Raw genomic sequence first — 25601 nt, 5'->3', positions numbered from 1 at the left:
ATTCGCACCTTCCTTTCCGACGACGAGAACGGGCGATGCTTCGTTTCCGGAGGATGCGAAGTTTGCAAAAATTCGCCGCCGTCCACGCCTCGATCTACAACCATTTCAATTCGGAGCGCAGCCTCACCTCCCGGGCCAACTTTAAGCAAAATCGCGCCGCTGCTCTCGCTGAGTGGCGCGGTCTCTGCGCCGAATAAGGGGCAGCCATCCTGCCCTTGGTGAGACGGGTTCGCATTTGTCTGCCAGCACCCTCTCCGGCGGTGACGGTGCCATCCGCATTTGCGCCGGTCGCAAGCACAATAGTTGCCATGACCGCCGAAGCGGTTTTCCTGAATTCGAACATGGTGTCCTCCCTGGGTTCGAATGAGTGGTGGGTATCGGCGCCGTGTGTAAAACAACGGCGAAAATGTAATCTGGTGCTTAATAGGCCGAGCCGTTGGGATCGTTCAGATTGTGGCGCTCAGTCCCTGTGAGTGGTGGGTTGAATACGCTGACCAGAACCAGATCTGTTTCTTTGCCGCCGCGCAGAAAATGCCGGTCATGTTTGTTCAGCACATAGATGTCGCCCTCGCGGATCGGATAGACGCGGCCGTCCATATCCTCCACCTCGCCTTCACCCGCAATGCAATAACAGGCTTCAAGGTGGTTGCGATAATGCAGCTCCGACTGGGTGCCAGCACGCACGACGGTATGGCAGACGGTAAAGCCCATCTGATCGGCTTGGGTCAGCAACCGATGGCTGGTGCCATTGCCCCAATCGACGAATTTATCGGTGGTTTCAACATCGGTGAGTGAGCGAACGAACATGTGGCCCTCCTATTGTGAGTAAATCTTGTTGGTTTGCGATATCAGCCAGATGAGCTCAGAGAGTGAGCATTCATAACTCTCTTGTTTTTGGGCTTCCTTAGCTTAGTTTGAGAGGATGACCGTAACCGCCGAGTCGCGCAAATAATCCTTTCTCACCAATCATGTAAATATTTCTAACAATGAAACTTCCACCCCTTTCCGCACTGAAATCTTTTGAGGCGGCAGCACGGCTGTTGTCTTTTTCCAAGGCTGGAGACGAGCTTTTCGTGACGCACGCCGCAATCAGCCATCAGATCCGCAAGCTTGAGGAGTGGTTCGGCGCAAAGCTCTTTGTCCGCCGGGGACGCAGTGTGAAGCTGACTCCTGCAGGCGAAATGTTGTTTCGGCAAATCTCGCCGGCACTGGCTGAGATCACAGAGGCCTGCAGTCGGGTCAAAGCCTTGGGAGGAAAAGACACGCTCTCGGTTGGTTGCATTCCTTCGATTGCCAGCCGCTGGCTGGTGCCCAATCTAAATGCATTCACGGCGAACCACCCCGATATGGAGGTGAAAGTCCTTTATGCGACGGCGGATGAAAAGCTCGCTGATGGCGATCTCGATGTGCTGATCACCACCGGCGCGGAGCGCGTGCCCGGCGTGACCTCGGCGAAACTGTTTTCCAGAGTCACGAAACCGGTCTGCAGCCCGGCCTTTGCCGATGCCTATTGTCCGCTTGACACCCCGGCCCAGATTGCCGCCGCTCCGCTGCTACATGATGAAAACCGGGAAGGCTGGCGGCAATGGTTCCAGACTGCCGGGGTTCCGTGGATGGCAGAAGATAGCGGGGTGGTCTATCAGGACTTCAACTTGCTGGCCACGGCCGTCATTGCCGGTCACGGCGTCGCCCTTTGTCCGGTCGAAGTCTTTCGAATGGAAGTCGCCAGAGGCGACCTGATTGTGCTCTCGGATATCGCTGCAAATGCTAATGCGGCGTATTTCGCGAGCTATCATGAAAAAGCAAAGGCCGCGGTCACGGATTTCGTCCAGTGGTTTACGGGCTTCGCAAGAATGGGGGAACTCGAGGATCTGGCGAATGCCCGCCCACCCACGAACGACCGATAAGTTGCATTGCATTGTCAGAGGAAACTGGCTTGAGACGGGCTGGGCGGTCACTAGCCTCGCGGGATGACTAAACACTCACCGTTTCGCTACTTCAAGATCAGTCCCGAGATCATCCGTCTTGCTGTGATGTTGTACGTCCGTTTCCCTCTGTCGCTTCGTAATGTGGAGGATCTCCTGCACGAGCGCGGTGTCGATGTCAGCCATGAAGCGGTTCGATACTGGTGGTACCGGTTTGGTCCGGTGTTCGCATCTGAGATCAGAAAACGGCGCATTTCCGGCATGAAGTCGAGCCAGTGGCGCTGGCATCTCGACGAGATGTTCGTGAAGATCAACGGCGAGCGGCACTATCTGTGGCGTGCTGTAGATCACGAAGGTGAGGTGCTTGAAAGTTTTGTTACCAAGAGCCGGGACAAGAAAGCACATTGAAATTCCTAAGAAAAGCAATGCGAAAGCATGGTCGACCCAATGCGATTGTCACCGATAGGCTACGGTCCTACGGGGCGGCGCTGAAGGAGCTTGGGGCTGCGGATATTCAGGAAGCTGGGCGCTGGTTGAAAAATCGCGTTGAGAACTCACATCTCCCGTTTCGACGACGAGAACGGGCCGTGCTACGCTTTCGGCGCGTGCGAAGTTTGCAGAAATTCGCCGCCGTCCACGCCTCAGTCTACAACCTGTTCAATTCGGAGCGCCGCCTCTACTCCCGAGAAATTTCAAGCTTAACCGCGCCGCTGCTCTTGCCGAGTGGCGCCAACTCGGAGCGGCTAAAGGGCAGTGTCACTGTCCTTGTGGAGATTGGTTCGCATCTGTCTGACAGCCCCCCTTGGTCAGCGTGAATAGGTAATCTTGCCTTCGCAGATCGTTGCCAACGGGGCGGCTTGTTTCAGGTCCTCTGGGTCCAGTTCAGAGAGATCTCTGTCAAGAATGCTGACATCGGCCATATAACCCGGTTTCAGAACGCCTTTGCGGTGCTCGTTGAACTCGACCCAGGCGTTGTCGCGGGTGTAGGAGGCGAGCGTGTCGATCAGGCTCTGGCTCTGGTTTTGCCAGAGTCCGCCAAGCTGATGGGGGCTCATTGCGGCGGCAAGCGACGGCATCACGTCGATCGGCACGATCGGCCAGTCGGTGGAAAAACACACACGAGCACCGCTGGCGCGGATCTTGCGCCAGGCAAAGGCGTATTCGACCTGATCTTCGCGCAGGATGTCGCCGGGTGTGTGGGCCGGGAACAGCCCGGCGACCGGCGAATGCAGCGGCTGTAGCGAGGCCACCACGCCGAGTTCGGCCAACCGAGGAAGTTCCGCTGGGTCAATCACCTCAATATGCTCAATCCTGTGCCGGGAATCGCGCGCACCATTGGTATTCTGCGCGGCCTCATAGCCGTCGAGTACCCGGCGCACGGCGCCGTCTCCGATCGCGTGGACGCTCATCTGCAGGCCCATGGCGTCGGCGCGGGTACAGATCTCGTTGAATTGCTCGCCCCCAAACAGAGCGTCGCCATAGCTTTCCGGCCGTCCGGGATAGGGCTGCAGGACGAAGGCGGTGTAGCTGTCCAGAACTCCATCCATGAACATTTTGACCCGCCCCGACCAGACCTTGTCGGAGTTGAAGCGCCGCCGCATTTCATCGGCTTCCTGCAGCCGGTCTATCGGATCGAAGTTCTTCAAATGTAACGGCACCTGAACACGGCAGGGCAGGCGGCCTTCCTCATCCAGTTCCTGCAGCAGTTCGAGCTGGTAGAAATTGCCGTCCATGTTATGAAGCCCAGTGATGCCGTTGCGGGCGCAATGACTAAGACCGCGCACCAGGATCTCCTTGTCGTAGGCGCGTTCCTCGGCGGTCGCGGGCGGCTCGGGATCGCCGCCGGTCACATAGCCAACGAAATCACGCCCTCCCAACGCCGACAGGCGCTGCACATGGCAGAAAGCCCCGATTTCATTAAGCTGGCCAGTGGCGGTGCCGTCCTCTGCCATGACGATCTCGCTGCCTTCGGCAACTTCGGCGCCGTGCAGAATGCTGGCCTTCTCCAAAGCGGTGGTATTGGCCCAGACCGTGTGGTAATCGGCGGCCATCAGCGCCAGCGGCCGATCGGGCAGGATCCGGTCGAGATCCTGACGCGTGGTCTGCCGGTCCTTGCCGAGGACGCTGTAAGAGGCCGAGGTGGCGAAGATCAGTGGATCATCCGGCCGGCCCGCGGCATAGCTGCGCACCGCGTCACGAAGCGCATTGAAGCCCTTCAGCCCTTGCAAATCCAGCAGATCGAGCCCCGTCGATCCCCAGAATAGATGCACATGGCTATCAATGAACCCTGGCAGCACCGTGCCGCCGATGGCATCGATAATCCGGGTCTGGTTTCCGGCCAGATCGCGGATCTCATCGTTGCTTCCCACCGCAGTGATACGTCCGCCACCGATCGCCATCGCCTCAGCTGTGGGATTGTCTGGATCGAATGTTGTCAGGTTGCCGTTCAGGATCACGATGTCGGCTGCGTTGGTCATCAGTTTTTTTCCGTATTCAGGCGTTTAGTGCCCGGCGCAGCCCAAGGGGCGGGCCGCGCCGTCCTAGCGCACGTCGCGCGATTTCTAGAGCGGATCCAATCAGTCGTTGGCGTTCCGCATTGCGTTCATGACATCCAGGGCGAGGGTGTCGCTGAAGATCACGTGCCGGATCATCAGGTCCCGCGCCAGATCTCCCTTGGCCTCCAGAACCGCCTCGCAGATTGCCACATGGTCGTTTGCAGACCGCTGCGGTTCTCCGGGCAGATTGTGGCGGGCGCTGAGATAGCCGATCAACCGGTTTCCGACCTGATAGGTGACTTCCTCGAGATGCTGGTTCCCCGCGGCCTCGACCAAGGCGGTATGGAAGGCTAAGTTGACGTCGTAGTAGCTGTCGTGCGGCTGTTCCTTGCCATTGGCATGATCGAGGCAGGCCTGGGTTGCCTGTTGCAGGATCTCGGCCTGCGCCGTATTGATCCGTCTCGCCGCCCGATAGACCACCGCGCCTTCGATTTCGGCAAGCACCTCGATCATCTTCATAAGGCCTTCCAGATCCAGTGACGTGATGCGCGCGCCGCCGCGCGGGATCCGTTGCACGATGCCGGTTGCCTCGAGCGAAATCAGCGCTTCGCGCACCGGCGTGCCGGACAGGCTCAGCCTTTCCCGAAGGTCGGTTTCGTCGATTCGGTCACCGGGCATCAGCTCGCGGCTCCGGACTCGCCCTAGAATGTCGTCGCGTACCTGATCCGCTTGTGCCCCCATCGTGCGCTCCTGTTTCTCCTTTTAATCTATATGTTTACTGAAGTAACACACGGAAGACTTGGTGTAAAAATGTAAATAAAATAGTCGAAAATATAAAAAACTTGACACAAAATGCATCAAGGGGCAGCATTTTCTGCACCAAGGGAGGAAGCGTCTTGAAACATGTGTCGAAAGTTCTTTCTGAGATGTTCCGGTCTTGGGCCGGATATCTGGTCACGGCGCTGCTGTTTGCGCAGATCGTCATCGTCGCGCTCCGCTATGTGTTCGCGCTGGGATGGCCGTGGGCTCTGGACCTATTGGTGTATCTGTTTTTCTTGTCGGTCCTGCTGCCGGGGCTTTGGGTCCTGACCAGCAATGTCAGCGTCCGAGTCGATGTGTTTTACTCCGGATTCGGCAAGACGAGGCGCCGCGGTATCGACCGGTTTTCGCTTCTGTTTCTTCTGTTCCCGGCCATGGCCTATTCCGCGTGGGCCTCGCTCGGGACCACGCTCAACTCATGGAGGGTCCTGGAATCTTCACCGACCTTCGGCGGTCTGCCTGGCTATTTCCTGCTGAAGACGGCCCTGACCCTATACTTCACCATATTTGCCGTGACCGCGCTGATCCTGGCCCTCCGCAAACAGCCCTATGCCAACGAGGACGCGTCATGAGCCACGAATTCCTTCTTATACTGCTGGGCATCTTCCTGTTCGGTGGCATCCTGAGCGGTGCACCCGTCAGCTTCGTGCTCATCGGCGCGCCTACCCTGATCGCCTTCCTCGGCGCCGCGACCGGCGGTTTCGACTTGGCCTTCATCGACGCATTTCCGTCGCGCGTGTTCGGGCTGTTGACCAATCCGATTCTGCTGTCGGTCCCATTGTTTGTGGTGATGGGCGGTCTGTTGGAGAAATCCGATATCGCCAAGCGCATGATGCTGACGGCCGGTGCGCTGTTCGGCGAGCGTCGCGGCGGTTTGGCTTATGCGGTGATCATCGTTGGCGCGCTGCTGGCGGCCTCGACCGGGGTCATTGCGGCCACAATCTTCATGCTGGGCATGATCGCGCTGCCGGCCATGCTGGAAGCCAAATATTCTCCCCGATTGGCGACGGGGGTCATCTGTTCATCGGGTTCGCTCGGGCAGATCATACCCCCGTCGATCCTTTTGATCCTGCTCGCGGATCAGATCTCGGCTGCCTACCAGACCGGCCGCCGTGCCGCCGGGGATTTCGCCGCGGACCCGGTGTCGGTCGGTGACCTGTTTGCCGGCGCGCTGCTGCCCGGCCTGATGCTGGTGGGGTTGTATCTGATTTATGTGTTCGTCATCTCGAAGGTGAAGCCGGACGATTGTCCGCCGATCTCGGCCGAGAACGACAGCACCGGTCTGGTGCACAAACTGAAAAAGGGCGAGGTCATGCAAGCCCTGGTCGCTCCGCTGGCGCTCATCTTGCTAGTGCTCGGTTCCATTCTCGGCGGCATCGCCACGCCGACCGAAAGTGCGGCACTTGGTGCGGCGGGTGCGCTGATCATGGTAGCTACCGACAGCAGTGAAGCTTCCGGCTGGCGCCGCAAGATTTTTGTTCTGTTGTTCCCGGCGGCGTTCCTGCTGGTGGTCGTAAAGGCGCTTGGCGGTGCCAATGCATCGCCCATTCTGTTGGCGCTCGGTGCCGTAGCCTTTGCGGTTTTTGTCGGCGGCGTGCTGCTTGCCATGTGGCAGGAGATCGCAAACGGGCATCTGGAGCCCGTGGCCCGCGAAACCGCGTCGATGGTGTCGATGCTGATGCTGATCATCCTGGGCGCGATCATGCTGTCGCTGGTGTTCCGGGGGCTGGGCGGTGACGAGATGGTCACCGAGTTCCTGACCGGCCTGCCCGGCGGCACGACGACGGCGCTCTTGGCGGTGATGGTGGTGATCTTCTTCCTTGGTTTCGTGATCGAATATGTCGAGATTATCTTCATCGTGGTCCCGGTCGCCGGTCCGCCGCTCTTTGCCGCGGGTGTCGATCCGGTGTGGCTGGCGATCCTCATCAGCATGAACCTGCAGATGAGCTTCCTGACACCGCCCTTCGGCTACGCGCTCTTCTACTTCCGCTCGGTGGCCCCGCAATCGCTGACCACCCGCGAAATCTACGCGTCGATCATTCCCTTCATCCTGATCCAGATGGTTGCCTTGGGGCTGGTTGCTAGCTTCCCAGCCATCGCCACCTGGCTGCCGAATGTCATTTATAACTAAGTCAATCACCGTAGGAGGAAACCCAATGGACAGACGCAAATTCCTAGTTGCAGGAGCAGCTGCCCCCGCAACTCTGGCCGCTCCGACCATAGCCCGGGCCGAAGCCAAGCATCACTGGAAGCTGGTCACTTCGCTTCCCAAAACCCTGCCGGGGGCAGGTGAATCGTCGCTGCGCTGGGCCGAACGGATCACCCAGATGTCGGGCGGCGAGCTGAAAATCGACGTTTTCGGCGGCGGCGAGTTGGTACCGGCCTTCGGCACCCAGGAGGCGGTCGAAAACGGCACGGCTCAGGTCTATCACGGGTCCGGATCGTGGTTTGCCGGGCGGCATCTCGCCCATTCCTTCTTCACCTCCGCACCTTTCGGAGCCACGCCCGACGAAATGCACTCCTGGATGTACTATGGCGGCGGTCAGGAGCTCTTGAACGAGTTCACCAACCCGCGCGGGCTGCAGATCTTTCTTGGCGGCGGAACCAGCGTCCAGTCCGCCGGCTGGTTCAAGAAAGAGATCAACTCGCTTGACGACATCCAGGGCCTGAACTTCCGCATCACCGGCTTCGGTGCCAAGGTTATGAACAAGATCGGCATGAATGCCGCCGCGGTCCCCCCGGGCGAGATTTTCCCATCGCTGCAATCGGGTACGCTGGATGGCGCCGAATGGGTCGGGCCGTTCAACGACCTGGCTTTCGGTTTCCACAAGGTCATGACCCACATGTACACGCCGAGCTTTGCCGACATCTATGGCGGTATCGAATACGGTATCAACCTGGACGCCTGGAACGCGCTGTCGGACGATCTGAAAACCATGATCGAAACCGCATCGGAAGCGGAGGCCAACCGCAACACGTCATTCTATCTGAAGGCCAACATGGATGCTCTGGACAAACTGCGCGAAGTTGAGGGCCTAACCATAGGCACGCTGCCGGACGACATTTTGCAAGCCGCCAGCGCAGCCTCGAAAGAGGTGATGGACGAGGTCGCCGCCAGCGACGAATTCATCGGCCGTCTGATGGACAGTTACTACGGCTTCGTTGCCAAGGCTTCGTCGTACAAGCAGCTTTACGAAGTTCCGCTCAGCGCGGCCCGCGAAAATCACTTCGGCTAATCCCGAAGTCCCGTCCGGGTGTCACTGGGCACCCGGCTGCCTTTTTTTCTGAGAGGATGACCATGCCGGATTCGCAGCACACCCCGTTCACCGGACCGGAGCTTTGCCGGCTGGAGGCGCATGAGGTCGTGACGCTTCTGAAAAAGGGAGAAGTGTCGTCCAGAGAGCTGCTGGATGCGGCCTTCGAGCGGATTGAGGCCGTCAGGCCGTCGATCAACGCCACCACGGTCACCTGCAAAGAGCGCGCCTATGAGGCGGTCGACAATCTGGACGACAGCGAGAATGACAACCCGGGCTGGCTTGCCGGCCTGCCGATCGGCATCAAGGATCTGACCCCTGTTGCCGGGGTCCGCACCACCTTCGGCACCAAAGGGCTCGCCGATCTTGTGCCGAAAGAGAGCGACCCGCTGGTCGAACGTCTAGAGGCTCGTGGCGGGATCGTGGTGGGCAAAACCAACACGCCGGAATTCGGCGCTGGCGGAAACACCTTCAACGATGTCTTTGGCCCAACCCGGAACCCTTGGGACACCAAATTGAACGCGGGCGGGTCGTCCGGCGGAGCGGCCGCATCTCTGGCGGCCGGGGAAACATGGCTGAGCCACGGCTCCGATCACGGTGGCAGCCTACGTACCCCGGCGGCCTTCTGCGGCATCGTCGGCTTGCGTCCCAGCCCCGGCCGCGCCGGCGGGGCCTCGAAGGATGCGGGGTATTTCATCGAAGGGGTTCAGGGCCCGATGGCGCGTTCGGTGCGCGACTGTGCCCTGTTCCTGGATGCGATGGCGGGCTATGAACCGCGCTTCCCGATCTCCTTCTACGCGCCCGAAACATCTTTCCAGAGCGCGGTGCTGCGCGCCGACGGCAAGCTCAGGATCGCCTTCACCTCCGATCTGAACGGCATGTCCCCGGTGGACATGGAGGTCGAAGAGCACTTGCGCGCGGTGTTACGACTGCTGGAGAAGAATGGCGCCACGGTCGAGGAAACCTGCCCGGAACTGCCCGATCTGGAACGCACCTACCACACGCTGCGTGGCATGATGTGGGCGACCATGGCGCGGCGGCTGGATCCGAAGATCCGCCAGCATTTTAAACCGACGCTGGCGCAGAACACTCAGATGGGCGAGGCGCTGACGATGGCCGATGTCTGCGACGCCAACCTCAACCGCTCGACCATCTACAACAACATGGTGGATCTGTTCGGCACCTTTGACGTGCTGGCCCTGCCGACCGTGGGTTGCATGCCGCATCCGCAATCCGAGGAATGGGTGCGCGAGGTCGGCGGGCAGACGCTGAATTTCTACATGGACTGGTTGCGCTTTGCCTTCCTGTCGACCGTGACCGGCCTGCCGGCGATATCGGTGCCGGTCGGGCTTGGCCCCCGCGGTCTGCCGGTGGGTTTGCAGCTGATCGGCAAGCCGCGCGGCGAGGCCGGGCTTCTGGCCGCAGCGCGCGCTGTAGAGATGGCGGTGGGCGGCCCGCTTGGTCCCATCGACCCGAATGTAACGCATTGCTGAAGGAAGCGGTATGATGGTACAACGGAGCTTTCTGAGTGACATTCTACGGCGGGTTGCCGGTTCGAAACGACTGGGGCGCGAACCTCAGGAGGATGCAGATGCCGACCTGATTGGTATGTGCCAGAATCTGCTGCACGATCTCGGCGAGGCCTCGGGGCTGGTGACGGCCAAGCGAATTCTGGCGAGATACGCGGACCTCTCGGCGGACGACAAGGCTGCCTTTTTCAAAGGTATTTGCGACAAGTTCGGTGTCGACGATGCCGCGTTGGAGGCTGCCATAGATGCCTGGTCGCCAGGGGATGTGAATGCCGCCCGCGCGGTTCACTTTGCCGCCGAGCCGCGATCGCAGGAATTGATTCGGCATATCAACCGGGTGCCGGGCGCGACGGCGCAGCTGGTGTCGATGCGAGCGGATCTCATTGAGATCATGAATGGGTCCAACGAACTGTCTGGGCTGGACAAGGATTTCCAACATCTGTTTTCCTCCTGGTTCAACCGCGGGTTCCTCGAGATCCGCCGGATCGACTGGTCGACACCGGCTGAGATTCTGGAAAAAATCATCGCATACGAGGCGGTGCACGAAATCGCAGGCTGGGACGATCTGCGCCAGCGTGTGGGCGACCCGGACCGGCGGCTGTTCGCCTATTTCCATCCGGCGATGCCCTCGGAACCGCTGATCTTTGTCGAAGTGGCACTCACCGAGGATATCCCCGGCGCAATTGCGCCGATCCTCAGCAGTGAACGGGACCGGATCGAGCCGGATCAGGCGAAAACCGCCGTGTTCTATTCGATCTCGAACTGCCAGAAAGGTCTGCGCGGCATTTCCTTCGGCAATTTCCTGATCAAGCAGGTCGTGGTGGAGCTGCAGCGCGAACTGCCGGATCTCACCACCTTCGTCACCCTGTCGCCGGTCCCGGCGCTGCGTAAATGGGCCGTCAAGGCGGCAGAAGCCGAAGGCCCGCTGCTGAGTGGGGACGACCGCGCCGCGATCGCCGCTCTGGGCGAGGACGGCGCACGGACGCCTGAATTCGTATCCCGGCTGGCCGCGCGCTACCTGACCCGGGCCAAGCGCGGCAAGGGCACGGTCTACGACCCGGTTGCCCATTTCCACCTGGGCAATGGCGCAGTGTTGCACAAGGTCCACGCGGAAGCGGATCTGAGCCCTCGCGGTCTGAGCAACTCCTGGGGGGTCATGGTGAACTACCTCTATGACGGTGACCAGATCGAAACCCATCATCAGGCCTATGCCACCGAGCGCAGCATTGCCGCGTCACCCGAGGTGCGCGCGCTGGCCGGAGAGTGAAAGGAAAACAGCCATGTATGACGCCAACTATCTCGCTTCCCGCCTGCGCGGCGCCAGAGTCGGTGCCGAAGACGCGCCGTTCCTGCGCAACCACCAGACCGGCGAGACCGTGAGTTATGGCGCGTTCTTCGCCAATGCCGAAAAAATGGCGGCGGTGCTCATTGCGGGTGGATTGGAGCCGGGCGACCGGGTGGCGGTGCAGGCTCCCAAGACGCAGGCCATGCTGGAGCTCTATGTGGGTACGGTGCTGGCTGGCGGTGTCTTCCTGCCGCTCAACACCGCATATACCGCTGCAGAACTCAGCTATTTCCTGGGTGATGCCTCCCCGCGGGTGCTAGTCTGCGATCCCCAACGGCAGGAGGAGTTGGCGCCGATCGCCGCCGATTGCGGTGTTGCCGAGGTTCTGACCATCGCGGCGGATGAAACCGGTACCTTGGTCGAGCGGCGCGATGCCCAATCTGCCGGGTTCGAGCCGGTGGCGCGTGAGGCGGACGACCTGGCGGCGATCCTTTACACTTCGGGTACGACAGGACGATCCAAAGGGGCCATGCTGACCCACCGGGGCTTGGCCTCGAACTCAGAAACGTTGAAGAAGTATTGGCATTTCACCAAGGATGACGTGCTCATCCACGCCTTGCCGATCTTCCACACACACGGCTTGTTCGTGGCATCGAACATCACCCTGATGGCCGGATCGTCTTGCATCTTCATGGCCGGTTTCGATGCCGACGCCATTCTCGGCTACATGCCTGAAGCGACCGTATTGATGGGTGTCCCGACCTTCTATGTGCGTCTGGCCCAAATGGACGGACTGGCCGAGGCTGCTAAGGGCATGCGCCTCTTCATATCGGGTTCCGCCCCGCTGCTGGCCGAAACCCACGACCGCTGGCGCGCGATCACGGGCCATTCAATCCTCGAACGCTATGGCATGACTGAGACCAACATGAACACCTCGAACCCCTATGAGGGTGATCGCCGCGCCGGCTCTGTGGGCTTTCCGCTGCCCGGAATCGAAGTGATCGTGACCGATCCCTCCAGCGGCAGGGAATTGCCACAGGGCGAGATCGGTGTCCTGGAAGTGCGTGGCCCCAACGTCTTCAGCGGTTACTGGCAGATGCCGGAGAAAACCGCTGAGGAACTGCGCGAAAACGGCTATTTCGTTACCGGCGATCTTGGCCGTATCGACGAGGATGGCTATGTCCATATCGTCGGCCGCAGCAAGGATCTGATCATCACCGGCGGTTACAACGTCTACCCCAAGGAGATCGAGCTTCTGATCGACGACCTGCCCGGCGTTAACGAAAGCGCGGTAATCGGCTTGCCGCACCCGGATTTTGGAGAAGGCGTGGTGGCCGTGGTCGTGCCAGAACCCGGCGCCGAGCTGAACGAAGAGCAGATACGTGCTGGTATCGCTCCCGATCTGGCGAAGTTCAAGCAACCCAAGAAGGTGATTATCGTCGGCGAACTGCCCCGCAATTCCATGGGCAAGGTCCAGAAGAAAGCGCTTCGGGAAGATTATAGCGATCTGTTCTCGTGATGGTGTAGAGGCCATCTCGCTATCCTCAAGCGAGCGGGCCTGTTGACCTGTCAAAGTGACTGACCGTCTTCTGCGTATTGATAGGCATCTTAAATAAAATGCACCGCGGTCCAAGCTGGGGTGCCGGTTGATACAGTGCAGCGCTGTCCAAGGCCGATTGTCGCTTGCTGGGAACGGATCTTGCAGAAGATTGGAAGGATAACAAAGATGAGAATGGTCAAGGTCGCGGCAACGCAAATGGCCTGCAGCAACGATACTGCCGAAAACGTTAAGAATGGCGAGAGGCTCATTCGGAAGGCGGCAGCGCAGGGCGCAAACATCATCTTGTTGCAGGAACTGTTCGAGGGACCGTACTTCTGCCAGGATGAGACGCCAGAGGACCTCGACCGTGCCCAACCTGTCGAAGGTCACCCCTCCATCACGCGTTTGCAGTCAGTCGCACGAGAACTCGGCGTTGTACTGCCGGTTTCGTTCTACGAGCGGGCAGGCCAGGCACGCTTCAATTCCATCGCCATTATTGATGCCGATGGCGCCAACCTCGGTGTTTACCGCAAGAGCCATATCCCGCACGGGTCTGGCTATCAGGAAAAATACTACTTCTCTCCGGGCGACACCGGCTTCCGGATCTGGGACACCGCCTTCGGGCGCATTGGCGTTGGCATCTGCTGGGATCAGTGGTTCCCTGAAACCGCGCGCTCGATGGCACTCATGGGGGCGGAGCTTCTGTTTTTTCCGACGGCCATTGGTTCCGAGCTCATCGACTCCGCTTGGGACACAGCACCCCACTGGCAACGCGTGCAGCAAGGCCATGCAGGCGCCAACCTTGTTCCGCTAATTGCGTCGAATAGGATCGGAACCGAAACTGGCTACAATGGAACCGAGATGACTTTCTACGGTTCTTCCTTCATTGCCAATGAGTTCGGCGAGAAAGTCGTCGAGGCAGGACGAACAGGAGAAGCCGTCTTGGTTCACGAATTCGATCTGGATGCTATAGCCCAGCACCGCAGTTACTGGGGTGTATTCCGGGACCGCCGCCCCGAGCACTACGGCGCCATCGCGACATTGGACGGAAAGCTCTGATCGCCTGTGTACGCTGGTGGATCAGAAGCTCCCGAACCCGAAAGGCTGCCGCGGGCACTGTCAAAGGAAACGGGCTTGAGGCGGGCAGGGCGGTTTCGTAGCGTCCGGCCATGATCAAACGCTGCCCATTTCGCTACTTCCGGACCAGCCCGGAGATCATCCGCCTTGCGGTGATGATGTACATCCGGTTTTCGCTTTCGCTTCGGAATGTCGAGGATCTCTTGCATGAGCGTGGCATCGACGTGAGCCACGAAACCGTGCGGTTCTGGTGGCAGCGGTTCGGGCCGAAGTTTGCTGCCGAAATCCGCAAGAAACGCGTTCAACACATGCGCGCCTACTCCAACTGGCGATGGCACCTGGACGAGATGTTCGTGAAGATCAATGGCGAGCAGCACTACCTGTGGCGGGCCGTGGACCACGAGGGCGAGGTCCTGGAAAGCTTCGTGACGAAGGCACGCGACAAGAAATCCGCATTGAAATTCTTGAAGAAATCAATGAAGTGCTACGGTCGGCCGCAGACCATTGTGACCGATAAGCTTCGGTCCTACGGCGCGGCAATGAAGGACATCGGCAATGTCGGCAGGCAGGAAACCGGCCGATGGCTGAACAATCGGGCCGAGAATTCGCACCTGCCGTTCCGACGACGAGAGAGGGCGATGCTGCGTTTCCAGCGAATGCGACGTTTGCAGAAATTCGCCGCCGTCCACGTCTCAGTCTACAACCTGTTCAATTCGGAGCGCAGCCTCTACTCCCGAGAAGACTTCAAGCTTAACCGCGCCGCTGCTCTCGCCGAGTGGCGCCATCTCGGCGTCGCATAAAGGGCAGCGTCACTGTCCTTGTGGAGATTGGTTCGCATCTGCCTGACAGCACCCTTAACTGGGACTTCTAGCCTGCCCCGGATTTCGGGCATATGGGAAGACTGTGAAGAAAATTGTGTGAACCGATCATCCGGCTGGACGGGACACGAGCCTTGTAGACGGCCTACGCGCCGCTTACCCGCTGAAGCATCTCGCTCATCTGTTCCCGCATGACGAATTTTTGTGGCTTACCGGTTACCGTCATTGGCAGATCCGAAACGATGCGGACATGTTTGGGGATCTTGAAGTGCGCGATTTGGCCTTTGCAGAAATCGCGTAGCTCTTCACCGGTAAGCTCCTGGCCCGGCTTGGCGATCGCCCAGGCGCAGATTTCTTCGCCGAATTTCTCGTCCGGGATGCCGAAGACCTGTACCTCGCTGACCTTGGGGTGATGAAACAGGAATTCTTCGATCTCGCGCGGATAGATGTTCTCCCCGCCGCGGATAATCATATCCTTCACCCGTCCAACAATGGCGCAGAAACCGTCCTCGTCGAAAGTTGCCAAATCGCCAGTATGCATCCAGCCATCGACAATGCTGTCCTCCGAGGCCCTGTCGTCGCCCCAATAACCGATCATCACCGAATAGCCGCGGGTGCAAAGTTCGCCCTTATCGCCAACGGGCACGGTTTCGCCGTTTTTGCCGATGATCTTGACTTCAAGATGCGGGTGCACGCGGCCCACGGTTTCACAGCGCTTGTCAGCGGGGTCGTCAGTGAAGCTCTGGAACGACACCGGCGAGGTTTCGGTCATGCCATAGCAGATTGTGACCTCGCGCATGTTCATCTCGTCATAAACCCGGTGCATGACATCGATAGGGCAGGGTGAGCCAGCCATGATGCCCGTCCGCAAGCTGGAAAGATCGCGTTTGCAGGTGTCGAGCTCTTGCAGCATGGCCACGAACATGGTCGGCACCCCGTAAAGCGCGGTGCCACGCTCGGCTTCGATCACATCCAGCGTCTGGGCAGGGTCGAATGCCTCGCCGGGGAAGATCATCGCCGCACCCTTGCTCACGCAACCCAGAACACCCATGACCATGCCGAAGCAGTGGTAGAGCGGCACCGGAATTGTCAGCCGGTCGACTTCGGTCAGATTGATCCGGTCGGTCACGAAACGGGCGTTGTTGACGATGTTGAAATGCGACAGCGTGGCGCCCTTGGGCATACCTGTGGTTCCCGATGTGAACTGGATGTTGATCGGATCTTTGGACTTCAGCCTTGACTCTATTCCGTCCAACGCGGCGAGTTCATCGGTTCCGCCCATATCGCAGAGCGTCTCGAAGGGCAGAATGCCCGGGCTCGGGTCGGATTCCATGATTACTACATGGCGCAGATCGGGCAGCTTCGCCGCCTGCAGGCCACCGGCTCCGGATCCGGATAGCTCCGGTGCCAGAGTTTGAATCATACCCAGATAATCCGAAGATTTGAACGACTTGGCGGCGATCAGCGCCTTGCAGCCCACCTTGTTCAGCGCATATTCTAGCTCGGCCAGACGGTAGGCTGGGTTGATATTGACCAGAACCAGCCCGATCCGGGCCGTCGCGAACTGGGTCAACACCCATTCAAACCGGTTGGGCGACCAGATTCCAACGCGGTCTCCCTTCTCCAGGCCTAGCGCCAGAAGCCCGGCCGCGAGGCGATCCACCTCATTGGCGAAATCCAGATAACTGAGCCGGATGCCACTCTCGGCGTAGACAATCGCATCCCGTTCCCCGTGCCGGCCGACCGTGTCGCGCAACATTTGCGGGATTGTGATATTCGCCAATTCGGGTTTAAGCGGCCCTTTGACATGCGACTTGCCGTCGATGGGGGCGGTGGATGCGCGGGACACGGATTCCATGACTGTCTCCTTTACCGGTTGCCGGACCGCTTGGAAAGCGGCCCGGCTGCTTTGGCGTGCCAGTGGGAGGATCGGAACACGCCGGAGAGTTATTGAGTGGCACCGGTAGGGCCGGAGCCAGCCCGGGGCTCAACCGCGGGCGACGTTGATGACCTGCATCTGGGTGTATTCGGCCAGTCCCTCGACCGACTGTTCGACACCCAGACCGGAGCCTTTAAACCCGGCCATCGGAATATGAGGCCCGATGTTGAGCTGCTGATTCACCCACATTGTACCGGATTCGATCCGCCCGGCGATATCAACGGCCTTGCCGACATCCGACGAGTGTACAGAACCGCCCAGACCGTAATCGGAATTGTTGGCGCGGGAGATCACATCATCGACGTCGTTGAAGCTGATCACCGGCAGGATCGGACCAAACTGCTCCTCGTCGACGATTTTCTGACCGTCCTTCACGTTGCGCACAATGGTCGGCTTGATGAAATAACCCGGGCCCTCAGACGCTTCGCCGCCAGCAATGATCTGGCCGTTGGCGCGGGCGTCTTCGAGATAGCCCTTGACCTTCTCGTACTGTTCCTTGTTCTGGATCGGTCCGACTGTGGTGCCCTGCTTCAATCCATCGTCAACCACCGCTTGGGAAGCAATCCCGGCCAGCGCGTCGCACATCTCATCATAGATGTCTTCATGCACATAGGCGCGCTTGACCGCCAGACAGACCTGGCCAGCGTTCAGGAACGCGCCCCCATAGACCTTCTCGGCGGCCTGTTTGACGTCAACATCCGGCAACACAATGGCCGGGTCGTTGCCGCCCATTTCCAGCGTCACGCGCTTCATTGTGTCGGCAGCAATTGCCATGATGCGCTTACCGGTTTCGGACGAGCCGGTGAACCCGATCTTTGCCACATCCGGGTGCTGCGTCAGTTGCGGCCCCAGGTCGTTGTTGTCGGTGACGATATTGACCAGGCCGGCGGGGAAGATGCGGGCGCAGATTTCACCCAGCTTCAGTGCAGTCACGGGCGTGGTGGGAGCAGGTTTCAGCACGATGGCATTTCCCGCCATCAGGGCCGGGCCGATCTTCCAGCAACACAGCAGCAGTGGGAAGTTCCAGGCGATGATTCCGGCTACCACGCCCAGCGGTTTGTGCCGCGTTTCGACGCGGAAATCGGCATCGTCCTGGATCACTCGGTCGGGCAGTTCCAGCGTCGCGGTGTGGCCCAGATAACCTTGACTCCATTCCACTTCGCCTAAGGCTTCAGGAAGCGGCTTGCCCTGTTCCTGGGTGATCAGACGACCATAGGTTTCGGCCTCTTCACCGATGGCGGCGGCCAGCTCTTCGATCTTAGAACGGCGTTGGGCCATGGTGGTTTTGGCCCATTCCACCTGCGCGGCCTTGGCAGCGGCCACGGCTTCGTTCAACTGCGCTTCGGTCGCGTGCGGTACGCGGGCAAAAGACTGTTCGGTGGCGGGGTTGACGACGTCGAGCATCCGCTCGCCCGCAACCAACTCGCCGTTGATCAGCATTCGATAGTCCATGATTTCCTCCCCTAGGGTCCGGCCATGTGCCGGCATCGCGTGGAAGTTTGCCTCAGGGTTGCCCTTGCGGTCTTGGAGTCTGGCGCCAAAGATTTTGCAAATTGCGCCGAAAAAATCGTGTGATTTCAATTCAATCTAAGTTTTTTTGCGGTGTGGCACAGGAATGCGTGCGGCGAGCTGCCCTAGCGGCATTGTCAGAGGAAACTGGCTTGAGAGGGGCTGGGCGGTCACATAGCCTCGCGGGATGACTAAACACTCACCATTTCGCTACTTCAAAACCAGTCCCGAGATCATCCGTCTTGCTGTGAGGTTGTACGTCCGTTTCCCTCTGTCGCTTCGCAATGTGGAGGATCTCCTGCACGAGCGCGGTGTCGATGTCAGCCACGAAGCGGTTCGATACTGGTGGCACCGGTTTGGTCCGGTGTTCGCATCTGAGATCAGAAAACGGCGCATTTCCGGCATGAAGTCGAGCCAGTGGCGCTGGCACCTGGATGAGATGTTTGTGAAGATTAACGGCGAGCGGCACTATCTGTGGCGTGCTGTAGATCACGAAGGTGAGGTGCTTGAAAGTTTTGTTGCCAAGACCCGGGACAAGAAAGCAGCATTGAAATTCCTAAGAAAAGCAATGCGAAAGCATGGTCGACCCAATGCGATTGTCACCGATAGGCTACGCTCCTACGGGGCGGCGCTGAAGGAACTTGGGGCTGCGGATATTCAGGAAGCTGGGCGCTGGTTGAATAATCGCGTTGAGAACTCACATCTCCCGTTTCGACGACGAGAACGGGCCATGCTGCGCTTTCGGCGCGTGCGAAGTTTGCAGAAATTCGCCGCCGTCCATGCTTCAGTCTACAACCTCTTCAATTCGGAGCGCAGCCTCTACTCCAGGCCAAACTTTAAGCTTAACAGTACCGCTGCTCTCTCCGAATGGCGCGGTCTCTGCGCGGAATAAGGGCAGCCATACTGTCCTTCCAGAGACGAGTTCGAATTAGTCTGCCAGCACCGCCATAATCCCTGATCAGCACCTGAATGTAAGCTGTGATGCGCGGTGCGCGTTCGTGCGGCACCATTCGGCGAGCTGCATCGGGTTTGAACTAATTGCCAGGCACTTCTTTCTTGCGGTTCGTCCTGCTGCCGCAGGCAACTTGGCAATCTTGATTCGTGTATTTCATAGGAAGTTTCGCCGAAGCGGGAAACAAAGCCGTAATATTTCCGCAATTGTTCGTGAAATGACCGCTAATCCTTTCGGGAAACCGGATGAATGCGGCAAAGGGCAGTTGGCGTGCCCCAAAAATTCCATGTTTCGAAAACGGAAACCTAACCGCTGCTGAACCTGCCATCACAGGGCAGATCCGGCGAGTTTCGCTCCCTTTGAGCAGTGATTTGGGCCAAAAAATGGAAACAGTCAGTAACAATAGGGACCGGATCTGACCGCATTTCGGGAATGGACCGGCGCAATGGGGGGAATTTTAGGCAATTTTTTGGCTTTGTGGCCCGCTGTGCCTAAAGTATGCATGAATCAGCCCATTGGGGGGGCACGTTCTGCGAGCTGCTGGACTGTGGTGGACTGCTAAAATTTAATTCAAGTCTTCGTGCCGCGATGCGCGCACTCCACTGATCCGAAAAGCTTCTGCATTCCGGCTGCGTGCTGCTTGAGCACGCAAACCAGATCGCTTGCGCGGTCTGGCCCTCTGTCTGCGTGGGCTGGTGGTTTTCATAGCGGCATTCCGCGCGGCTGCGCGGCTGCCCGGCTGGTCCGAACGATGGGGCTTGGGTCCAGGCCGGCGAGGAGAGGGTAAAGACAATGAGTGACAATAATCCGAATCCGGAGCTGGACGGAATCGTAGAGGGCACCGCGGGCGACGACCTGATTGACGGGGCTTACACCGGCGACCCCGAAGGCGACATGGTCGACAATGCAGATGCAATCGACCCCTCGGCGGGACCGGATGACGACGTCATTACCGCGGGCAGCGGCAATGACAGTGTCTACGCCGGCTCGGGCAGCGATACCGTGGACGGCGGCAGCGGTGACGACCTGATCCTCGGCGACGGCGTCTCGGGCGTCTATGAGCCGGTGAAGATCACCATCTCCTCGACCAGTGCCACGTTCCAGAACCAGGTCTTTGCCTACACCATCGATCCGCAAACCGGCGAGATCAGCAACATTGTGGTGCTGTCGCAGGACGCTAGCGCGGATGTCGGCCAGACCTACACTTATGACGCGCCAGCAGGCGCAGTGGTCGGCGTCGGGATTATCAGCCCGCAAGGCACCTACTATTCCTCGGGCTACGGCGACAATGCGGATCTGAACCCGGACGGGCTGGACCACACCAAGGGGATCTACGAGTTCCCGGATGGCTCTGTGCAACTCGGTTTCGAGGATCAGCGCCACCTGGGCGACCGGGACTTCAATGACGTCAAACTGATCATTGATCTTGGCGCCTCCGGCACGACGCTCGACACGGCGCACTTCGACTATTCCTCCGATCCGCAGGACCCGGTGGTGCCGGGCGACGACAGCCTGACCGGCGGCGAGGGCGATGACACCATTCTGGGCGGCGGCGGTGATGATACCATCGACGGCGGCGACGGCTCTGATTCCGTGGATGGCGGCGACGGCGACGATGTGATCGACACCTCCAAGGACAGCGGCACGCCGCTGCCGGACCGCGGCTTCCCGGGCTATACCGGCACCGACCCGGATATCCCGTTCATTCCGGCGGATTCGGACCCGTATGATGACATGGAAACCGTTTTCGGCGGTGCAGGAAATGACACCATCTCGACCGGGGATGACGCCGACCTGATCGGCGGCGGCGACGGAATGGACGTGATCGATGGCGGTATCGACGACGATACCATCGATGGCGGCACGGGCGCTGACGTGCTGATTGGCGGCGAGGGCTCCGATATGCTGGCCGGCGGCGGCGGCGATGACACCATCTACGGCGGCCTGGACCCGGCCTTCCCCGACGGCCTGAACATCACCGATGACGGCAGCGACGGCCGTCCCGCGGACCCCGATCCCACCAACGGGATGGACACCATCAACGGCGGATCCGGCAATGACCTGATCTTCGGTCAGGATGACGACGACGTCATCAGCGGCGGTTCGGGCAACGACACCATCGACGCGGGCATCGACGACGACGAGGTGCGCGGCGGCTCCGGCAACGACGTGATCACCGGCGGCCATGGCGCCGACACGCTGCTGGGCGGGGCGGACCGGGATATCTTCATTGGCGGCACTACGGGCGACATCGTTGATGGCGGCTCCGACGGCGATGACTTCGACACTCTCGACCTGCGCGGGTCCGGCCCGTTTGAGCTGACCGGCGTCACCGTCGATCCGGATGGCAACAGCCTGTCGGGCACCGTCAACTTCCTGGACGGCGACGGGGAGGTGACCGGCTCGATGACCTTCGGCGAGATCGAGCAGATCATTCCCTGCTTCACGCCGGGCACGCTGATCGCGACCCCGATGGGCGAGCGCCGGGTCGAGGACCTGCAGGCCGGTGACCGGGTGATCACCCGTGACAACGGCATTCAGGAAATCCGCTGGATCGGCGCCCGCACGCTGGAAGGCGAGGAAATGAAGGGGCGTTCGCATCTTCAGCCGGTGCTGATCCGCCAGGGCGCCCTGGGCAACGGCCTGCCGGAACGGGACATGATGGTCAGCCCCAATCACCGGGTTCTGGTCGCAAACGACAAGACTGCGCTCTACTTCGAGGACCGTGAAGTGCTGGTTGCAGCCAAGCATCTGACCGGTCTGGCGGGCGTCGACGTGGTGGAGGTTTCCAGCGTCACCTACATCCACTTCATGTTCGATCAGCATGAGGTCGTGCTGTCCGACGGGGCCTGGACCGAGAGTTTCCAGCCCGGCGACCAGTCCCTGCGCGGGCTGGACAACGCGCAGCGCAACGAGCTGTTCGAGCTGTTCCCGGATCTGAAGTCGCAAAAGGGCCGTGATGGCTATACCGCGGCGCGCCGGTCCCTGCGCAAACATGAGGCGCATCTGCTTGTGCACTGACAGGTGCAGCTGCCGTCTTGGGGGAGACGGCGGATAAGAGCGAAGCGCAGGAAGGCAGGGTCTTGTGCCCTGCCTTCTCTGCTTTTGCGGTGCGGTTCAGCGGCGGCGCCAGGCGGCCCAGTCTTCGGGCGTGTCCAGATCTGTCAGGGCGTGTCTGCCGGGCAGGGGGACGGTCTGGACCATCTCAGCCTTCAGGATGCCGCGGGCGCCCTGATCGCCCTGCAAGGACTTCAGCGCCTCAAAGCAGCGCTGCGGAAACAGCACCGGGTGGCCCGGGGTGCCGTCCTCAGCCGTGGCGCGCAGGATGGGGCTGTCCGGGCCTTGGAAATGCGCAGCGAGGTGCAGCATGTCCTGCGCCGTGATCTCCGGCATGTCGGCGGGCAGGATCATCACCGCCTCCGTGCCTTCAGGCAGCACCGCGGTGCCGCGGCGGATCGAAGCGGCCATGCCCTCGGCGGCGTCCGGCACCGGTACCAGGATTGCATCGCCTGCTGCCGTTGCCCGCGGATGAGACAGGCCGGGCAGGGTGGTGTAAACCGGCAGCCCGGTCAGTGCGGCCCGTCGGCACATCAGGGATAGCAAGGGCAGGCCGTCCACGTCCTCCATCAGCTTGTCGCGGCCCTGCATCCGGGACGACGCCCCGGCGGCGAGCAGGAGAATGGCGATGGTCGTCATGTCAGTCCCAACCTTGGCATGTGCCGGGCTGATCGGTGCCTCCGGCGGGAGTATTTTTGCAAAGAAGAAGAGGCGGTTCTAGTGCAAGCCGGATAGGTCAGCAGTAGTGACCAAATGTTTCGCGCGCGAAACATTTGGGTGCTGGCACTGACGTATGTGTTGCGGGCATGCCGCGGCGTCAGCGTGCGCTGCCATGGCAACGGGAAGGTTTCAGGTCAGTCCTGCTGACCTGAAACCAGCGTTTTTCGGCTCAGCCCCGCATCCGCGCGCCGTCGGCGTCGAACAGCGGCTCGGTGATGAGGCGGGCCTTGTACATCTTGCCGAGGATTTCGATTTCCACTTCCAGGCCTTCAATGGCTTTCCCCGTGGGGACAAACCCCAGCGCGATGGATTTCTGCGCATGGTGCGAGTAGCCGCCGGAGGTGCAGAAGCCCACGACCGCGCCGTCCAGCCAGATCGGCTCATAAGCGACCACGTCGGCGTCGTCAGCCGCGACCTCGAAGGCGCAGAGCTGGCGGGCGGGGCCTGTATCGCATTCGGCCTCAGCCGCAGCCCGGCCAATGAAATCAACGGGTTTCTTGAAGGAGATGAAGCGGTCCAGCCCGGTTTCTGCTGCTGTGTAGTCGGGCGAGAACTCGCGCAGCCAGGAGCCGAAGAACTTGTCGAGCCGCAGCGACATCATCGCCCGCATGCCGAAGGGCTTCATGCCGTGGGGCTGGCCGGCAGTCCAGAGGGCATCCCAGAGAGCGCGCTGGCTGGGTAGGTCGCAGTAGATCTCATACCCCAGATCGCCGGTGTAGCTGACGCGCTGCACGATGCAGTCGGCCATGCCCACGGTCAGACGGCGCACATCCATGAAGCGCATGTCTGAGATGTCCTGACGGGTGCAGGCCTGCAGCACCTCGCGGGCTTTGGGGCCTGCGATCTGGAAACCGTTGCGGGTGTCGGAGATGTTTTCGAGAGCAACACCATCGTCCAGGTTCTGCAGGAACCAGCGCATGTGGTAGGCCTGCGAGCCGTAGGAGGCAGTGAGCTGGAACTCCTCTTCCGAGAGGCAGGAGATGGTGAAATCGCCAATGAGGCGGCCCTTGGGGGACAGCATCGGTGTCAGCGACAGGCGGCCCGGCTGCGGCACCCGGCCCGCCATAATGCGGTCGAGCCAAGCGCGGGCACCGGCGCCCTTGACCAGATACTTGCCGAAGTTGTGGACCTCGTTGATGCCCACGTTATCGCGCACCGCCTTGACTTCGCGGGCGGTGGCCTCAAAGGCGTTGGAGCGGCGGAAGGACGGGGTCTCATAACGCGGCTCGTCCCCTTCGGCAAAGTAGTTCGGCACCTCCATGCCGTATTGCGCGCCCCAGACAGCGCCCATGCCATCAAAGATGTCGTACATCGGGGTGGTGCGGAACGGGCGCGCCGCGGGCAGCTCCTCGTTCGGGTAGGCGATGGAGAAGCGTTTCTGATAGTTTTCAATGACTTTGGGCCGGGTGTAGCCCGGGGTGATCCAGTCGCCGAAGCGGGCGCAGTCCATCGCAAAGGTGTCGCGCTCGCATTCGCCCTCGACCATCCACTGGGCCAGCATCAGGCCGACGCCGCCGCCCTGGGAGAAGCCGGCCATGACGGCACAGGCGGACCAGTAGTTGCGCATGCCCGGCACCGGGCCGACCAGCGGGTTGCCGTCCGGGGCAAAGGTGAAGGGGCCGTGGATCACCGATTTGACGCCTGCCGCCTCCAGTGCCGGGAAGCGGTTGTAGGCAAAGGCGATACTGTCCTCGATCTTGTCGAAGTCATCGGGCAGCAGTTCATGGCCGAAGTCCCACGGCGTGCCATCGACGGCCCAGGGTTTGCAGGGCTGCTCGTAGAAGCCGATGCAGAGGCCGCGGCCTTCCTGGCGCAGGTAGCTTTCGCCGGCCGGGTCCATCACATGCGGATGCTCGCCGCCGCCGTCGATGATCTCGGCAATCATCGGCACCTCGTCGGTGACGATATACTGGTGCTCCATCGGGTGCAGCGGGAAGTAGACGCCGGCCATGGCGCCGACCTCGCGTGCCCAGAGGCCGCCGGCGTTGACCACATGTTCGGCGTGAATGGTGCCCTTGTTCGTTACCACATCCCAGGTGCCGTCGGGGCGCTGGTTGGTTTCGATCACCTTGCAGTGGGTCTCGATCGTGGCGCCGCCCAAACGCGCGGCCTTGGCGTAGGCGTGGGTGGTGCCTGAGGGGTCGAGGTGGCCGTCGAGCGGGTCGTACAGACCGCCGATGATGCCGTCCACGTTGGTGACGGGGGCGATTTTCTTGATCTCCTCGGGGGAGACGATTTCGGTTTCCAGCCCCATGAAGCGGTGCTTGGCGCGCTCCGCTTTCAGCATGTCGAAACGTTCCTGGGTTTCTGCCAGGGTGACGCCGCCGACGTGGTGCAACCCGCAGGACATGCCGGTAATCTCTTCCAGCTCTTTATAGAGCTTGATGGTGTAGCCCTGCAGCGCCGCCATGTTGGTGTCGCCGTTCAGCGTATGGAAGCCGCCCGCGGCGTGCCAAGTGGAGCCGCTGGTCAGCTCCGAGCGTTCGATCAGCATGACATCGGACCAGCCGAGCTTGGTCAGGTGGTAGAGGACAGAGCAGCCGACGACGCCGCCGCCGATCACTGCCACGCGGGTGGTGGTTTTCATGTGGGCCTCCCTGAGTAGGTGTTGCCTGCATTCTGGACATAAGTGAACAGTAGTCCAGAAGAAAAACGGCACGGCGTGCCGCTTATGGGCCTTCG

The 25601-nt window shown here is 60.5% G+C and carries 18 protein-coding genes and 2 pseudogenes; 13 read left to right on the top strand and 7 right to left on the bottom strand.

The features are described from left to right. A pseudogene (locus AB1A62_RS20595) lies at positions 1-197 on the top strand (IS6 family transposase); the annotation flags it as partial. Positions 198-420: 223 nt separating this feature from the next. Here the strand turns inward: AB1A62_RS20595 and AB1A62_RS20590 are convergent. Beyond that, positions 421-807: an ectoine synthase gene (locus tag AB1A62_RS20590; protein ID WP_366663335.1), complete on the bottom strand. Its 387-nt coding sequence runs from the start codon at positions 805-807 to the stop codon at positions 421-423. A 179-nt stretch (positions 808-986) separates the two neighbouring features. On the opposite strand from AB1A62_RS20590, the gene AB1A62_RS20585 reads away from it, so the two are divergent. Further along, a complete protein-coding gene (locus AB1A62_RS20585) occupies positions 987-1907 on the top strand; it encodes a LysR substrate-binding domain-containing protein (RefSeq protein WP_366663334.1) in 921 nt (306 codons plus the stop codon). Positions 1908-1970: 63 nt separating this feature from the next. After that, positions 1971-2718, top strand: a pseudogene (locus AB1A62_RS20580) (IS6 family transposase). Positions 2719-2731: 13 nt separating this feature from the next. On the opposite strand, the gene AB1A62_RS20575 reads toward AB1A62_RS20580, so the two are convergent. Together AB1A62_RS20575 and AB1A62_RS20570 are read right to left on the bottom strand one after the other, a co-directional pair. Then, positions 2732-4402 (bottom strand): amidohydrolase, encoded by a 1671-nt coding sequence (locus AB1A62_RS20575; RefSeq protein ID WP_366663333.1) that lies wholly within the window; start codon positions 4400-4402, stop codon positions 2732-2734. Between the two features lie 99 nt (positions 4403-4501). Continuing rightward, on the bottom strand, positions 4502-5161 hold the full coding sequence (locus AB1A62_RS20570) for a GntR family transcriptional regulator (protein ID WP_366663332.1): 660 nt from the start codon (positions 5159-5161) through the stop codon (positions 4502-4504). A gap of 164 nt (positions 5162-5325) precedes the next feature. Here AB1A62_RS20570 and AB1A62_RS20565 point away from each other — a divergent pair, with 164 nt between their 5' ends. The 8 genes from AB1A62_RS20565 (at position 5326) to AB1A62_RS20530 (ending at position 14724) form a co-directional block, all read left to right on the top strand. Further along, on the top strand, positions 5326-5811 hold the full coding sequence (locus AB1A62_RS20565) for a TRAP transporter small permease subunit (protein ID WP_366663336.1): 486 nt from the start codon (positions 5326-5328) through the stop codon (positions 5809-5811). Next, entirely contained in the window at positions 5808-7370 is a 1563-nt protein-coding gene (locus AB1A62_RS20560; RefSeq protein WP_366663331.1) for a TRAP transporter large permease subunit, read from the top strand. Before AB1A62_RS20565 ends, AB1A62_RS20560 begins: the two co-directional genes overlap by 4 nt. Before the next feature lie 25 nt (positions 7371-7395). Further along, positions 7396-8475, top strand: coding sequence for a TRAP transporter substrate-binding protein (locus tag AB1A62_RS20555; protein ID WP_366663330.1), 1080 nt, complete (start codon positions 7396-7398; stop codon positions 8473-8475). 56 nt (positions 8476-8531) lie between these two features. Beyond that, a complete protein-coding gene (locus tag AB1A62_RS20550; protein WP_366663329.1) occupies positions 8532-9986 on the top strand; it encodes an amidase family protein in 1455 nt (484 codons plus the stop codon). A 10-nt stretch (positions 9987-9996) separates the two neighbouring features. After that, entirely contained in the window at positions 9997-11289 is a 1293-nt protein-coding gene (locus AB1A62_RS20545) for a malonyl-CoA decarboxylase (protein WP_366663328.1), read from the top strand. A gap of 13 nt (positions 11290-11302) precedes the next feature. Next, a complete protein-coding gene (locus AB1A62_RS20540; RefSeq protein ID WP_366663327.1) occupies positions 11303-12826 on the top strand; it encodes a malonyl-CoA synthase in 1524 nt (507 codons plus the stop codon). A gap of 207 nt (positions 12827-13033) precedes the next feature. Then, complete coding sequence (aguB, locus tag AB1A62_RS20535) at positions 13034-13906, top strand: N-carbamoylputrescine amidase (RefSeq protein WP_366663326.1); 873 nt, start codon at positions 13034-13036, stop codon at positions 13904-13906. Positions 13907-14016: 110 nt separating this feature from the next. Continuing rightward, complete coding sequence (locus AB1A62_RS20530) at positions 14017-14724, top strand: IS6 family transposase (RefSeq protein ID WP_366663325.1); 708 nt, start codon at positions 14017-14019, stop codon at positions 14722-14724. A gap of 163 nt (positions 14725-14887) precedes the next feature. Here the strand turns inward: AB1A62_RS20530 and AB1A62_RS20525 are convergent, their stop codons facing one another. Continuing rightward, entirely contained in the window at positions 14888-16600 is a 1713-nt protein-coding gene (locus tag AB1A62_RS20525; RefSeq protein ID WP_366663324.1) for an AMP-binding protein, read from the bottom strand. 129 nt (positions 16601-16729) lie between these two features. After that, positions 16730-18133, bottom strand: coding sequence for an aldehyde dehydrogenase family protein (locus AB1A62_RS20520; RefSeq protein ID WP_366663323.1), 1404 nt, complete (start codon positions 18131-18133; stop codon positions 16730-16732). A 244-nt stretch (positions 18134-18377) separates the two neighbouring features. Here AB1A62_RS20520 and AB1A62_RS20515 point away from each other — a divergent pair, with 244 nt between their 5' ends. Beyond that, positions 18378-19082: an IS6 family transposase gene (locus tag AB1A62_RS20515; protein WP_366663322.1), complete on the top strand. Its 705-nt coding sequence runs from the start codon at positions 18378-18380 to the stop codon at positions 19080-19082. 852 nt (positions 19083-19934) lie between these two features. Continuing rightward, on the top strand, positions 19935-22163 hold the full coding sequence (locus AB1A62_RS20510) for a Hint domain-containing protein (protein ID WP_366663321.1): 2229 nt from the start codon (positions 19935-19937) through the stop codon (positions 22161-22163). A gap of 96 nt (positions 22164-22259) precedes the next feature. Here AB1A62_RS20510 and AB1A62_RS20505 read toward each other — a convergent pair whose 3' ends face one another. After that, complete coding sequence (locus AB1A62_RS20505) at positions 22260-22838, bottom strand: nucleotidyltransferase family protein (protein ID WP_366663320.1); 579 nt, start codon at positions 22836-22838, stop codon at positions 22260-22262. Positions 22839-23088: 250 nt separating this feature from the next. After that, positions 23089-25506 (bottom strand): FAD-dependent oxidoreductase, encoded by a 2418-nt coding sequence (locus AB1A62_RS20500; protein WP_366663319.1) that lies wholly within the window; start codon positions 25504-25506, stop codon positions 23089-23091. Between the last annotated feature and the right edge of the window lie 95 nt (positions 25507-25601).

This window comes from Leisingera sp. JC11 (assembly GCF_040704725.1).
Classification (GTDB): domain Bacteria; phylum Pseudomonadota; class Alphaproteobacteria; order Rhodobacterales; family Rhodobacteraceae; genus Leisingera.
The sequence above is the reverse complement of the archived record's forward strand: the minus strand, read 5'-3'. Positions and strand labels throughout refer to the sequence as shown.